General features: G+C 62.3%; 7 protein-coding genes and 3 pseudogenes. 3 read left to right on the top strand and 7 right to left on the bottom strand.

Annotated features, from left to right (window positions below; all coding sequences use genetic code 11):
• The first annotated feature begins 53 nt into the window (after positions 1-53).
• Positions 54-571 (top strand): annotated as a pseudogene (locus ACT2FV_RS16710) (DUF2345 domain-containing protein).
• Here the strand turns inward: ACT2FV_RS16710 and ACT2FV_RS16705 are convergent.
• Both ACT2FV_RS16705 and ACT2FV_RS16700 read right to left on the bottom strand, forming a co-directional pair.
• Positions 522-3,491, bottom strand: coding sequence for an ATP-binding protein (locus tag ACT2FV_RS16705; protein WP_444504427.1), 2,970 nt, complete (start codon positions 3,489-3,491; stop codon positions 522-524). The pseudogene ACT2FV_RS16710 and the gene ACT2FV_RS16705 overlap by 50 nt on opposite strands.
• A gap of 56 nt (positions 3,492-3,547) precedes the next feature.
• Positions 3,548-4,210, bottom strand: a complete 663-nt coding sequence (locus tag ACT2FV_RS16700) for a response regulator (RefSeq protein ID WP_444504504.1) — start codon at positions 4,208-4,210, stop codon at positions 3,548-3,550.
• Positions 4,211-4,508: 298 nt separating this feature from the next.
• Between ACT2FV_RS16700 and ACT2FV_RS16695 the strand changes: the two are divergent.
• A pseudogene (locus tag ACT2FV_RS16695) lies at positions 4,509-4,769 on the top strand (IS3 family transposase); the annotation flags it as partial.
• A 47-nt stretch (positions 4,770-4,816) separates the two neighbouring features.
• Here the strand turns inward: ACT2FV_RS16695 and ACT2FV_RS16690 are convergent.
• The 5 genes from ACT2FV_RS16690 to ACT2FV_RS16670 form a co-directional block, all read right to left on the bottom strand.
• Positions 4,817-5,980, bottom strand: a complete 1,164-nt coding sequence (locus ACT2FV_RS16690) for a CfaE/CblD family pilus tip adhesin (RefSeq protein ID WP_444504426.1) — start codon at positions 5,978-5,980, stop codon at positions 4,817-4,819.
• A 74-nt stretch (positions 5,981-6,054) separates the two neighbouring features.
• Entirely contained in the window at positions 6,055-8,739 is a 2,685-nt protein-coding gene (cblC, locus tag ACT2FV_RS16685) for a cable pilus usher protein CblC (protein WP_444504425.1), read from the bottom strand.
• An 85-nt stretch (positions 8,740-8,824) separates the two neighbouring features.
• Entirely contained in the window at positions 8,825-9,325 is a 501-nt protein-coding gene (cblA, locus tag ACT2FV_RS16680; RefSeq protein WP_444504424.1) for a cable pilus major pilin CblA, read from the bottom strand.
• 3 nt (positions 9,326-9,328) lie between these two features.
• Positions 9,329-10,141 (bottom strand): cable pilus chaperone CblB, encoded by an 813-nt coding sequence (gene cblB / locus ACT2FV_RS16675; RefSeq protein WP_444504423.1) that lies wholly within the window; start codon positions 10,139-10,141, stop codon positions 9,329-9,331.
• A 263-nt stretch (positions 10,142-10,404) separates the two neighbouring features.
• Entirely contained in the window at positions 10,405-11,082 is a 678-nt protein-coding gene (locus tag ACT2FV_RS16670) for a LuxR C-terminal-related transcriptional regulator (RefSeq protein WP_444504422.1), read from the bottom strand.
• Between the two features lie 575 nt (positions 11,083-11,657).
• Here ACT2FV_RS16670 and ACT2FV_RS16665 point away from each other — a divergent pair.
• Positions 11,658-13,622 (top strand): annotated as a pseudogene (locus ACT2FV_RS16665) (error-prone DNA polymerase); the annotation flags it as partial.
• Positions 13,623-13,635: the final 13 nt, after the last annotated feature.

Genomic DNA, 13,635 nt, shown 5'->3' with positions numbered 1-13,635 from the left:
AACGTCCCTTCTGCTTCGACATACGACCCGACGGCGCCCCCGGACGCTGCATATTGGCGCACAAATTCGCTCCGCTCGTCCGACGACAGACCGCTAAACCAGGCCGATCCTCAACAAGCATTGCCGCCGGCAAATCGCTTGTCGCAGCTGCCGTCGAGAAATGCAGCCTGTTCGTCCAAAAAGCAGGCATGAAGCTGTTCGCGGCCAAAAGCAAGGTCGAAATTGTAGCGCAGTCGGATGCACTGTCGTTATTCGCGGACCGCGATATCCCGTCACGAGCAATCAAAGTCGAGTGACAATCGAAGCGACGGTCGAGATCATCTTGAAGTGCGGCGGCTCCTATATTCGCCTGAATGCTGATGGAATCGAAGACGGGACGCGAGGTGCGCGGACCATCAAGCCTGCGGCATTTAGCCGGGAGGGCACCAGCTCCGTTATCCGCAGTGCATATAGCAAGCTTTCCTCCATGATGCGCTACCCTGCCACACTCGTTAGGTGCAGAGGCGCGCCAAGTAGTGTCCTCAGGGGGCCGGCACGTCGTCCGCCCGCAGTGCGTCGAGCGTATCGGTAAACTCGACATGCAGCGCGGGCCACAATTCGGCGAACACGTCGAGGCCCTCGTCGCGCACAACCTGTTGCAACCCGTTGGACAGCTCCGCGAGAACGCCGTGCCCGACCGCCAGGAAGCCACCACTCAGCGCATGCAGCTCACGCGCGACCGTCTCCGTATCGCGTCCGGCCAGCGCGCGATCGATCGACTCTAATGACGCTAGCGTAACCCTACGCATCGCAGCCACCACGGTTTTCGGCATCGTGAAGCGATCGCCAGCAGCACTCTCAGATCTGCCGCGAACTTGTACGCGAAGCGCGCGCGCCAGTGCCCGCATCAACACGGGCTTCAGCAGCAGCGCACGTATTCCGACATCCAAGCAGCGCTTTTCGTCGCCCGGCCCCGCATGCGCCGTCATCGCTATGATGGGCAATTGCGCGTCGCGTTCACGAATCGCGGCCGCGAGTCTCCAGCCATCCGTGTCGGGCAAACCGAGATCGGTCAGCACCACGTCGAAGCGGCCTCCAGCGAGCGATGCCAACGCCTGCCCGCCGCTCTCGACGATCGTCGCATCAGTGCCCAGCTCGCGGAGCTGGTCTGCGAGCAGAAGTTGGCTTGCCGAATGATCTTCGACGGCAAGCACGCGCAACGGCGCGTCGCCGTCCCCCGTGAGCGGGGCCGGGTCGAGCGGATCGTGGTCCGCATCGCCATGGAGATCGCAGGCCGCCACGTCGTCGGTCATCGGCAACGGGATGCGAACGCAGAACTCGCTACCCTCGCCCGGCGTACTGCGCACCGCAATTTCGCCCCCCATCGCCGCGACGAGCCTCCGGCAAAGTGCAAGACCAATGCCCGTGCCGCCATATTGCCGACGGATCGAGTCGTCGGCCTGCTGGTAAAGTTCGAAGATCGCCGACTGCGCCGACAATGGGATACCGATCCCCGTATCGATTACTCGTATTTCGACGACATCGCGGCCGCCCGCGCAAAGCGTCACGCTGCCCATCTCCGTAAACTTGATCGCATTGCCGATCAGATTCGCGACGACCTGGCGGATCCGGATCGGATCGCCGGTCCGGTAACGCTCCATGTCCGGGGCGATATCACAACCGAGGCGCAGCCCCCTCGCTGTTGCTAGGGGCCGGAACGATTCTGCGACTTCGCCCAGCAGTGTCGCGCAATCGAACGGCACCGCATCGATGCGCAGTTGCCCGGCCTCGACTTTCGAAAGGTCCAGCACGTCGTTGAGGATATGCAGCAGCGCAGACGAGGACGAATCCACAATCTGCAGGCGTCTGCGCTGCGTATCGGCAAGCGGGCCGCGCTTCATCAGTTCAAGATTACCTATCACCGCATTGAGCGGCGTGCGGATTTCGTGGCTCATTGTCGCGAGGAAAACCGACTTTGCCCGGTTCGCCTGGTCAGCCGCTTGTTGGGCTTCGACGAGCGACTGCTCGGCCAGCTTGCGCGCGGTGATGTCGTTGACGGTCGCAAGCAATACATTCGCTCCGCGATATCTGACGCGCGCGACGTTGACGAGCAGATGCGTCTCATCTGCGCCGCCAGTCACATCGGTGAGGGTGACCTCGTAGCCCGCAATCGCTCGCCGCCGCGCCGACGACTGCGCATCGTGCGATTGCATGAACGTTCGCCAGATCCGCAGCGACAGCGGCTCGCCAGCCACGCCGGTCTCGTAGCGAGCCATCGCTTGGTTACTCAGCAGAACCGCGCCATCCCCCTCGCTGAGTAGCGCAAGACCGATCGGTGCCGCGCGGATCAGCGTGCGGTTGAGCTGCTCGCTTTCCTTTAGGCGCGCGGCGCTGCGGTAGGCCGGCGCGAGAATGCGCCGGTTGACCAGCACGATCCCGCACCACAGCAACGCCAGACCAAGCAGCGCCACACCGGCAATTTTGAACAGGCGGGCCTCGATGCCACTCAATATGGTCTGTATCGAATAGACGTAGACCAGCGCCCAGTGCGTCCCCGGAATAGCATCGCGGATCACGAAACGCCCGTCGCGAAACAGGTGCTCGATGTCTTTCACGTAATCGCCGGAAGGTGCCTGCGCGAGGCGCGTCACGTCGGCGTGCCCTGCCGCCGACAGCATGATATTCCCGGCGCGATCGACGATCGCGAATGCACCACCATGCGAATCGTCGCCAAGCTCGTTCATAAGGCGTTCGGGAGGTAGCGTCTGGACGATCAGCACGATTGGCCTGCCACGGCCATCGAATGCCCAGGATGCAATGCGCAGCCGCTGCTCCCCCGTGATGACACCCGCGCGCGGTGGCATCCAGAGTACGCCATCGGGCACACGCGCCGGGTAAGCTGCCGCTGCGCGCACCATTGCCGCAACGTCTGGCCACGCCTGCGGCAGCTGTAACGGCAGTTGCGCGGCCTGCGCCGGCGGCAGCGCCGAACGGGACGTGACGTACAACGACAATGTGACGAAGCGACCGTCGGCACCGATCATGTACACGGCGTTCGTCAGCGGTTGCGTTCTCATCATCCACCTGCTGCTCTCGAACACCCGTTCGCTCAACGCGAGCAACGGCCCATAATCGCTCGCGTGATGCGCGGGATCGACGATGGCCTTCAATGCATAAGCACGGTTCAATTCGGACGCATCGTGCATCAGCAAGCCGCGTTGCTCGGCAAACGCTCGCTCGATCTGTGGGGTCGGGCGCGCGCGCTCGTTCCAGCCACCTTGCACCGTTGCCACTTGTTGCTTCAGCAGCGCGCTGTTTTCCGACATGCGCACCAACAGTTGCGACTTGACAGTGAGGAAGTGCGCGCGCAGCGCGGCCTGATAATCGCCGAATTCGCTACGCGCAACCGCGACTGCGCACGCCAGCATGAAAATGCCGAGCACCGCCCCACCGCCGTACAGCAGCCGGCGCTGATACGCGCGCATCCAGTGCGGGTCGAATTGTCTGCGCATCGCAAGACGATTCGGACGGTATAACCATTCGCGGAGCCCGCGCATTCCGGTGTCGCTCAGTCGGTCGACCGACGGTCGTCGCTTTCCGACGACTCGAGCGTGCCCTCGTACTTGATCAGGTCGGCATCTCGCTTGATGCCGAGCTTGCGCATCGCGGCTAGTTTCTGTGCGCTGATGGTCTTCTTGCTTCGATGGAGCCTGTCAGCGATTTCGCTAACCTTATAGCCTTCGCGGAACAGCCGGACGATCTCCGACTCCCGCTTCGTTAGTGTGGCTACGGCGCCGGTATCCGTGTGTTCGAGAAGCGACGCGATCGTCGGCGACATATAGTGGCCGTTCGAGTAAGCAGCGTGCACGGCGGCGACCATGTGCGAGATCGCGTCGGATTTGCTTGCGATGCAGTGGACGCCGAGTTGCTGCAGCGCGCGAAAGACCGCGGCAGAATTGAGCATAGTCACCGTCACGATTCGCAATTGCGGGTGGCGTCGCATCAGGAAAGCGATCAGCGACTGGCCGTCGCCAAATTCCCCGACCGGCATCACGTAGTCGAGCACGAGCACGTCACACGACGTCGCGTCCAGCCGGTCGATCAGTGCGGTTGTGTCCGACACGACAGCGACGACTTCGATCGTCGGCATGCCTGTCAATCCCTGTGCGATGCCATACCCCGACACCGGATGGTCGTCCGCGACAATTACTCGAACCAAAAATTCGTCCATCTTGCAGCCGCGTTCAGGAATGAGGCGCGCGTTCACGCCATATTTGTATTGATTCGAGACGTATCACTGAAGCAGTATAGCTCAATAAATTTGCTTACCCCGGAACGGTGACGGTGTAGAGTCCGCTCCAGAGAGGTCGAGCGACAGCACGGCGTGAACCCGAAGCAGTTGTTCCATTCGCCCAAGCTGTACCAGGACGGGAGTCTGTTGGCGGTCAAGGCTGGAGAGGAAGTGGGCCCGGCATCGGAGCCTTGAGCTTCCCCTGCGAGCCACGAGTTCCAGCGCAAGCTGCGCCGCCTACGGTATGCGCTGCTCGATGAGCCGCAAGGGAAATAGTTGGGACAATGCCCCTACGGAAAGCTTCTTCAACAGCTTGAAGAACGAACGGGTTCACGCCACGCGCTACCGGACGCACCAGGACGCGAAGGCCGATCCGTTCGAATACATCGAAGTGTTTTACAACCGCAGTCGGCGTCATTCGTCGCTCGGCTTTGTTTCTCCGGAGCGGTTCCTTCGGGACTGGATCAACGCTCAGCAGACCAAGGACTCCGCTGCATAACTCGGGACCGTTGGAAGGCGAAAAACCGAGGGAAGCTCAGGGCAAACTTAGAGACTCGCCGACGACGGCGTGAAGGTGATCGTCAGCTTGTTGCTATATGTGCCCGGACGCTTCCACACTGACTGGAATGCCGGCGTCTCGAGTGTCAGCGGCGTTGGGGTGCAGACGACCGGCACCGAAATGCCCGGCAACGATACCGAGCGGCCGGCGCTGTTGTTCACCCCCTGGAGCCGCACCGTCTCGTTGTTCGGTAGCGCGATCTTCTTCCCTGCGTACGTCAGGCTCACGGTATAGTCGAGGCGCGATTCGTACGCGCCGCTCTTGTCCGATGCTAGCAGGACTGAATACTGGCCGTTGTCGCGGCGGTCAATCGTGAGACCGTCGCTCGCCGATACGTCGAACCACGTGCTCTGCGAGTTGTACCCGTCGTACAGGCACATGTCGACGTTCGACGTGCCCGACATCCGGCTGCCGTTCGGCAGCTTGCGCAGCTTGAGGTCGACGGTGGGCGTCGTGCTCGTGAACTCCGGCAGATAGACCTGGATGTTGTTCTTGTCGGTGGTATCCAGCGTGATCGCCGCCTTGAAGACGCCGAGCGTCGTAGCCGCGCTGGCGGACCACAGTTTCAGGTTCAGCTGCAGGTTCGCCTTCCAGGTTCCGCCGGACGGGAGTTTCTTCAGCTCGGCGGCGGGAATCCTGACGAAGAGTGCACGCCCGTCCCAATTGATGTCTGCGCAACCGCCGACGGTGGCGAGTTGCGCCGTTTCAATCGGCTTTCGGGCATTAGACACAACCGTAGAGACGATATTGCCGCTGCAATCCCGGTGACGCAAGTATGCGCTTTCGCCCTGCAGAGTCAGCACAGCTGTCGCCCCGGTCTTCTCTTCCTTGAACGAAAGCTTGATGTCGGTCGACGCGCCCGCCTTCTCCCATACCGGAACAGTCGGACATGCGCCGGTCGCCGTATCAGTGGACGATTGGCACGTCCACGTATTTCGCCCCCATTTTGGGGCGTCGCTCGAATCGTAACCCCCGGATGCCGCGTCGAAGATCACGACATCGCCCACCGGCATACCACGGTCGCGAACGGCTTGTGCCGTATCGTCACGCCCCGTCGGCTGCTGCATGACTGCCGACGCATCGACCGACAGCACCCCCAGCATGGCCGCCAGAACGATTGCCCGGCGGCGAATTCGATTGACATCAAGCATTTGAATGGCTGTTCCTTATGGTTTCGGAGTTGCGGGCGACAACGCACTGCGCCTTCCGGTGCCCGCCCTGCGCGTCACTGCGACGAGTCGGCCATGCCCGAGGCCCGCTCCCGCATCGACATCACGTATCGCTGCTCCAGCAGCTTGCGCACGCGGGCCTGCTTGCGCAGCGACTCCGGCAACGCATCCGGCCCGGCCACTTCGCAGCGCACTTTGCCCACCATCATCAGCACGTCCTGCTGACGCTTCACGTGCAGTGGGCACCGCATCAGCGTCGGACCATCCACGACGAACAGTTCGCTTTCCTTATGGTCCAGTTCCGCAATAAAACCGCCCTGACTGTCGATCAACGGCATCGCGCCGTTGAGAATCACGCCGTCCGACAGCGGCATGCCGCCTTTCGAGAATGCCTGGCCGACATAGGTGTAAGTCACCTTCGCGTCGACGTCTCGCAGCGCGAGCTGCCCCGGCACCATGAACAGCGTGCGCTTGCCGAGTCCCTCGGTCACGCTCGTCGCGCCCGCGTCGTTCACTTCGGTCGTCACCGGCGTGAAGGCGGACACCGGCAGCAGCGCGCGCTGACCGAACCCGACCTTGATCCGCGCACTCGAATCGCTGTGCACCTCGGCCGCCATGCCGCTCGCATCGTCGCGCTTGCCGACCCGCACGGCGAAACCCGCGAGCGGATCCGACTGCGACGCGGATGCGCCGAGGAACGCGCCCTGTCGCGCCACCGCGAACGACGACGAATAGCTCGCTGTCACCGACGGATTGTTGCCGCCGCTGTCGCGGCTGTAGCTGTTCGCGACCGACCCGGCGACGTCGCCGTAGCGCCCCTTCCAGCGGCCCTGCATGGTGCCCGTCAGGCTGTCGGTTCCATATCCCGACAGGCCGAGCGCGAGTTCCCGGTAGGTGTCGCCCTCCCAGTTCCAGTTGCGGTCGAGCGTATAGTTCGTCGTCGTGCTGTTGCGATCCGTGCGCACGTCGACGCCCGCCGACGTATACGCGGACGCGCTCCCAGGCTGGATCGCGGGCTCCGCCATCGACAGCGTCACGCCGACGTAGCCGCCGTACTCGCTACGGGCACCGGTGTTGCGGTTCGCGTACGCGCCGATGCGCAGGTTCGCGCTGATCTTGCGCCACGTGACGGATCGCGACAGCGATGCCTGCAGCGCGCGCGACACCTGGTCTCCCTGACGGAACACGGGCGTTGCCCACGGACGGTCCGGTGTGTCGGGCTGCCAGTCCCGCGCGCGCCCGACGCTCTTGTTGTACGTGTAGCCCAGCATTGCCGACCAGCTTCCGAGCGGAAACGACACGGTCGCGTTCAGCATGTCGTAGCAACCAATGTCGCGATACGACACGGCCGGGCCATTGCACGCGGCACCGCGCATCTGGTAGCGGTACACGCTCCAAGAAACCCCGTCGGCGAACGAAATCTGTTGCGTATTGCCCCGCGAACCGTCGTTCCCGACGAAGAACGAACCGCCGGCGGAGAGCACGCCCAGCGGAAACGCATGGCGCCACTCCAGCGCCGTCTCGTTGTACACGTGCCGGCCGACGCCCGCGACGCCGCTCGTTAGCGCGAATTCCCGCAACAGCGGAATCCGCAGGCCGGCTGCCGCGGCCATGCCGTCCGGTGCGTCCCGGTCGGAGGGGCGGCCAGCCTGCGCGAACCATTGCGATGTGCGCGAATTGACGCCCCCGCCCGTCTTCGTGAACGGCGTCGTCTGCGTGCGCACCTGCACGCCGTTCTCGAACACGCGCAGCGTCAACGGATACGTGCCCTCCGGAAAGCGAGACGTATCCAGCGCATTGACGCCGGCCTTCATGTAGACCGTACCCAGCAGCTCCTGCCCGCGATACGCGTCGATGCGCGAATCGCGCGGCAGCAGCAGCGTCACCGGCGTGCCCTGCTCTGCGACTTCCGGGTTGACATAGGCCAGGGTGGTGCCCACGCGCACACCGTCGAGCGTGCCGACCGGCAGCATCGTGAACCCAAAGTTGCCGCCGAGCGCGCTCGCGAGGTTGCGATTGTCCATCCGACCGGCTTGCGCATAGTGCTCGGTGCCGAGATCGTGGCGGTAGTAGAGATCCTGAAGCTGGACGTAGCTGTCCGATCGCCCCGAATAGCCTGTATGGGTAAAGTTCCAGTTCCCGCCGATGAAACTCTTCGGCGTGATGCCGAGCGCACCCGTGCCGGACACGGACAAGCTCTCGTAGCCTCGCCCGCCCGATAGGTTGATTGTCTGCTGATGGATCAGCGCGTTTTCAGTCATCGGCGACAGCTCGCGAAAGCGCTGATCGCGCTGTTCGGTGCTCACCCACTCCCGCGACAGGAACAGCTCGATGGTGCCGTCGCTTTCGTCGTAGATCAGGGCCGCGCTGTCCGTGTCGACATACCCGCAGCCGTTCGCGACGGCCTGCCCCGCGCATGCAAGGTTGCCGTTGCGCGTCATCGACTTCGACAGCGCATCGCCGATCGTCGATATGTCCGCAGCCGGATTCACCTGCGAGCCGAGCGCCTGCAAGAGGCGCGCGGGATCTTCGAAACGCACCGTGTCCGGCGTCACGAACACGCGAAACAGGCCTAGCTGCTTGCCGAGAAAACTGACGTTGATGCGTTCGTCATGTCCCATCATGATGTCCTCGAATCCCGGCGGCACGGCGGAAGCGGCCTGTGCGACGGAAGCGATGTCCATCACACACAGAGCGCTCAGGCATGCGACAACGGTCTTCTTAAGGTCGAATGGAATCATGCGGGAATAGGGATGCCTTCTGAAGGACTACTATCAAAAAACAGGGCGCGCCGGTCAGGCGCGCCCGTCGATACAACGGAGGGGCTTAGCTACCCGACGCCGCGCTCTGCGTGAGGATCACGCTGACCAGGCCCTGATAGCTGCCGGACGCCGTGACGGCAGCGACAGTTTTCTGGCCGATCGACAGCGGCAGCACGTTTGAGCCCTGTGCCAGTTCGCCGGGGAAGAGTTCCGCGACCTTCAGGGTCGCCGACGTCGTGCTCAACTCGGTGTCGCCCAGTTTGACAGCCAGCGGAATTTCGGCCGCACCCGGGCTCGTCTGGTTCTTCAGCGACGGAGCGGTCGCGAGACGGATCTGCAGATCCTTCGCCTTGTCGTTCGTGAAGATCTTCGTATTCACTACAGCGGCCTGAAGACCCGTTCCCGGCAGATATTGCATCTGCATGGTGGTCGGCAGCGCCGAGCCGTCCGCCGACAGCATTTCGAGCGTCGTGTCGATGTTGGCGGTGACCGTGATGTCCTTCTGGACGGCGTGGGCCGACATCGACATCAGCGCCGCGGCAGCGATCGGAACGTATTTCAGCATGGGTTAGTCCTTTTGATTGGTTGAAACAATGGTATGACCCGTCCGGGTCTCGTTTTTCGCGCTCGGCGCGTTCATCGCGTCGACGGAATGCGTGCGCACAACCTTCTGCTGTACATCCGTCACTCCCCCCACTCGATATCGGATTCGCACATAAGGTGCGGAATGCATCCCCTCCAGCCTATACTGCTGATCCGGGTAGACACTGCGGTCGAACTTCGTCCACTGGCAAGCAGCGTCGTCCTGCTCGGACTCGCATGCGCCGGCTTCGAGCAGACCGATGCGCACGTTGCCGGTATTCGTCAGCGTGCCATTCGACACGTCGAAATCTGGCACGGGCGTCTTCGGCAACACACGGATGAGCGGTGCCCAGACGAGGCTGAAGTCGACCTTCCCTGACACATCACCCTTAGCCGCGAAGTCGTCGTCGGACGGCGCCGCCACCGGCTGCAGGTAGACGCGATACAGCACCTCCTTCTGCGGTACGCCCAGCGCGATTACCCGCACGAGCCGCGTCCCGCCGGCCGGCAACGCGAACTTGGCCGGCGAGATCACGATCGCGTCGTCACCAGAGTTCATGCTGCCCTCCTCGCGCTCGTGATCCGTCGCAGGATCGATCACGCGCTTCGCGATCGCCTTCACATATTGCGTCGCATCGGCTTTCGAATAGATACGTAGCTCCGCAGCCGAGCCGTTGCCCGCCCCGATCGACGCCGCCATCGGATAGACCTGCATGTTTGCGTTGGCCACCGACGCGGCGACCGATATAGAGGCAGCAATCAGACATTTCGCATACGTTCGGCGTTTCCATTCATCCATCTTTCGCATTCCGTATTAATTCAAGGTTTATCAGGTGTATTCACAGGCTTTCGCGGCGCGCCGGCATCTCCAGCGCGGCGAATCCGGCACGGCGTACGGAACACGAAGACTGTTCGACGGAGCGTTTTCACTGGCTCGAGGCGAGCGCCGCCGCTTCAGGACGACCGGCTATCGCAACGCATTTCCCGATTAAAATTCCGCCCGGTCATTGGTTCTAGGGATTTGAATATTGAAAATGGACCTCCCCCGGGTCAAAATCTGAATCACTGAAGTTTGAATCGGTTCGCGCTTCCGTCATCGATCAGATCAAGACACGTCGCACACCGGATCAGCTCGACGTTGCTTTCCACACCCAACTTCTTCATCGCGTTGATCCTCTGCGCACTGATCGTCTTCTTGCTTTTCTGCAATTTCCGCGCCATCTGCGTGATTGTCAACCCGGACAGATATAGCCGGATAACCTCGATCTCGCGTGGCGATAATTTCGACGCACGATTGTTTCCTTCGCTTTCGACAGATTCAAGCGAACGCTTGATCAAAGGCGAAAAATAGTTCCCGCAGCCGAAGCAAGAATGAATAGCAGTGACAATATGGCCAACGTCGTCGAACTTGCTGACGATGCACGCGACACCGCGATCGACAATCGATCGGATTATCACCGGATTCTCATGGGATACCAGTGCAACAATCCCAACCTTCGAAAAATTGCGCCGTAAATATCCGAGTAATGCAAGCCCTTCCATTTTCCCCTCGCCGCGCATCGCATAATCCACCAGTGCAACATCACACTGCATACGAGACAATGACTCGATCAAACAATCGGGGGTTCTGCATACTTTGACGAGTTCGATAGCGTTTGTATTTTTAGCGAGATACTCCATGCCCGCCAGAGTCAATGGCCTATCGTTGGCAAAGATTGTCCTCACTCCGAATTCTTTCATTACAAATGGACACCTACTCTCGAAGTACCGCGATTTACCACGAACACTAAAATCTAGATTTCACGGCCGCGAACGAAAAAATAGATTACCTGAAGCGTATTTTACAAATTGCTTCCGGATCCGAATATGGGACGAACGCTTAATCTCGAAGGCTCCGAATAGGAAAGGTCTTAGATCTGACAGAATCTGACAGTCCGACCTGGGTCATCCCATCAACATGTACAACAGCCCCATCTCCCGCGTAGGCGAGAACAAACCGTTGTGGTGCAATTTGGTCGGCGGAGCTTGTAAGCTTTCGGGGCGCCGCGTTAGGCTCGGCTTTCTTGGGTGACCGCCTTGGTCCGGGAGCCCGTCGTGGACGGAACCGTATTTTTTGACCGGGATCTTTGCGACACACGCTTGAAAAAGCGCGCTGGCCGTACTGGTAATCGTGGAGGAGACTTGGCTGGTCGTGGCTGCAGCATTTCGTGTGTCGAACGCCGACCCACTTGCCGCTAGGTATCACCGATGGCGTAACCTCCTGGGTACCAGCGGACTGTCGGAGCGAAAATCGGTAGAAGGGGAACGGGTACCATATCGACGTCGATTTCGAGCATCAGCGTCGCGAAGAGGTCATGCAGTACATCTACCGCAAGTACGGCCGCGATCGCGCAGCGCTGACGGCCGCCGTCACGACGTACCGGCCGCGCAGCGCGTTGCGGGAAGCCGGGAAGGCGCTCGGCGTCGATCCGGCGATCGTCGATCGCGTCGCCAAGCAGCACCACTGGTTCGATTCGCGTGCGGATCTACTACAGCGCTTCGCGGAGGCCGGCCTTGATCCGGAAGCGCCGCTCAACCAGCAGTGGGCCGCATTCGACGCGCAGCTGCTCGGCTACCCGCGACACCTATCGCAGCACTCGGGCGGCTTCGTGATCAGCCGCGGCAAACTCACACGGCTCGTGCCAGTTGAAAACGCCGCGATGGAAGACCGCACGATCATCCAGTGGGACAAGGACGACATCGAAGCGCTCGGGATCCTGAAGATCGACGTGCTCGCGCTGGGCATGCTGTCGATGGTGCGGCGCGCGCTCGACATGATCTCGGAGAAACTCGGCGAGACGTTCGAGCTGCAGGACATTCCGCCTGAGGACAATGCGACCTACGACGTGCTGTGCGACGGCGACAGCATGGGCGTTTTCCAGGTCGAATCGCGCGCGCAGATGTCGATGCTGCCGCGCCTGCGGCCGCAATGCTTCTACGACCTGGTGATCGAAGTCGCGATCGTGCGGCCGGGCCCGGTGCAAGGCGGGATGGTCCATCCGTTTCTGCGCCGCCGGCAGGGACTTGAACCTGTCACATTCCCATCCGAAGGTATGGAGAAGGCGCTGAAGCGCACGCTCGGCGTGCCGATCTTCCAGGAGCAGGTGATGCAGGTCGCGATGCTGGCAGCCGGCTTCTCCGCCGGCGAGGCCGACCAGTTGCGCCGAGCGATGGCCGCATGGAAGCGCAAGGGCGGACTGGAGCCATACCACGACCGTCTGGTGAGCGGCATGCTCGCGCGCGGCTACGATCGTGAGTTTGCCGAGTCGATCTTCGCGCAGATCAAGGGCTTCGGCGAATACGGCTTCCCGGAGAGCCACGCGGCCAGCTTCGCCCTGCTCGTCTACTCGAGCGCGTGGCTGCGTCGGCACGAACCAGCCGTGTTCCTGGCGGCGCTGCTCAACAGCCAGCCCATGGGCTTCTACACACCCTCGCAACTGCTGCAGGACGCTCGGCGTCGCGGCGTTGATGTGCTGCCCGTCGACGTCAACGTGAGCACATGGGATTCCGCGATCGAAGGGCCGACGACGTCGGCGCCCGTGCGCCTCGGATTCTCGCTGCTGCGCGGTATGCGCGAGGATGTCGCCGGCCGCATCGAGCTCGCACGCGCGGCGCGGCCTTTCGTCGACGTCGCGGACCTCGCGCGCCGCGCGCAGCTCGATCGGCACGACCTGCAGGTGCTCGCGCGAGCGAACGCCCTTCGCTCACTCGCCGGAGGCAACCGACGCGCAGCGCTTTGGCTCGCGGCCGCGGCCGTGCCTGATCGGGATCTGCTGCGCGGCACCGAGCGCGACGACGCGGTGCCGGCGTTGCCACAAGCATCGGAAGGCAACGAGATTGTGACGGACTATCGCGCGATGGGCTTCACGCTCGGCCGGCATCCGCTGGCGTTGCTGCGCGAACGCCTGGCGCTCGATCGACTGCAGTCGGCCGAGCATCTCCAGACGTTGCGCAGCGGGCAACTGGCGCGCGCGTGCGGACTGGTCACGGTACGCCAACGGCCAGGTACGGCGAACGGCGTGCTGTTCATGACGCTCGAGGACGAGACGGGCCAGGTCAACGTGATCCTGTGGCCCGGTCTGTTGGAGAAGTTTCGGAAGGAGGCGCTCGGCGCCGCGCTGCTCGCCGTCTACGGGGTATGGCAGGCCGAAGGCAAGGTGCGGCATCTGATTGCGAGCAAGCTCGTCGACAGGACCGAGTTGCTCGGTGCGCTGCCGACGACGTCGCGGGAGTTTTGCTGATTCTCCGGCTCGA

It is taken from the genome of Burkholderia sp. PR2 (genome assembly GCF_052372875.1).
GTDB lineage: Bacteria > Pseudomonadota > Gammaproteobacteria > Burkholderiales > Burkholderiaceae > Burkholderia > Burkholderia diffusa.
The sequence above is the reverse complement of the archived record's forward strand: the minus strand, read 5'-3'. Positions and strand labels throughout refer to the sequence as shown.

Bases quoted from the DNA above. Each gene is read 5' to 3' on its own strand.
- ACT2FV_RS16700 (WP_444504504.1), bottom strand. From the start codon at position 4,210: ATGGACGAATTTTTGGTTCGAGTAATTGTCGCGGACGACCATCCGGTG.
- ACT2FV_RS16690 (WP_444504426.1), bottom strand. From the start codon at position 5,980: ATGCTTGATGTCAATCGAATTCGCCGCCGGGCAATCGTTCTGGCGGCC.
- cblA (WP_444504424.1), bottom strand. From the start codon at position 9,325: ATGCTGAAATACGTTCCGATCGCTGCCGCGGCGCTGATGTCGATGTCG.
- ACT2FV_RS16705 (WP_444504427.1), bottom strand. From the start codon at position 3,491: ATGCGCAGACAATTCGACCCGCACTGGATGCGCGCGTATCAGCGCCGG.
- cblC (WP_444504425.1), bottom strand. From the start codon at position 8,739: ATGATTCCATTCGACCTTAAGAAGACCGTTGTCGCATGCCTGAGCGCT.
- cblB (WP_444504423.1), bottom strand. From the start codon at position 10,141: ATGGATGAATGGAAACGCCGAACGTATGCGAAATGTCTGATTGCTGCC.
- ACT2FV_RS16670 (WP_444504422.1), bottom strand. From the start codon at position 11,082: ATGAAAGAATTCGGAGTGAGGACAATCTTTGCCAACGATAGGCCATTG.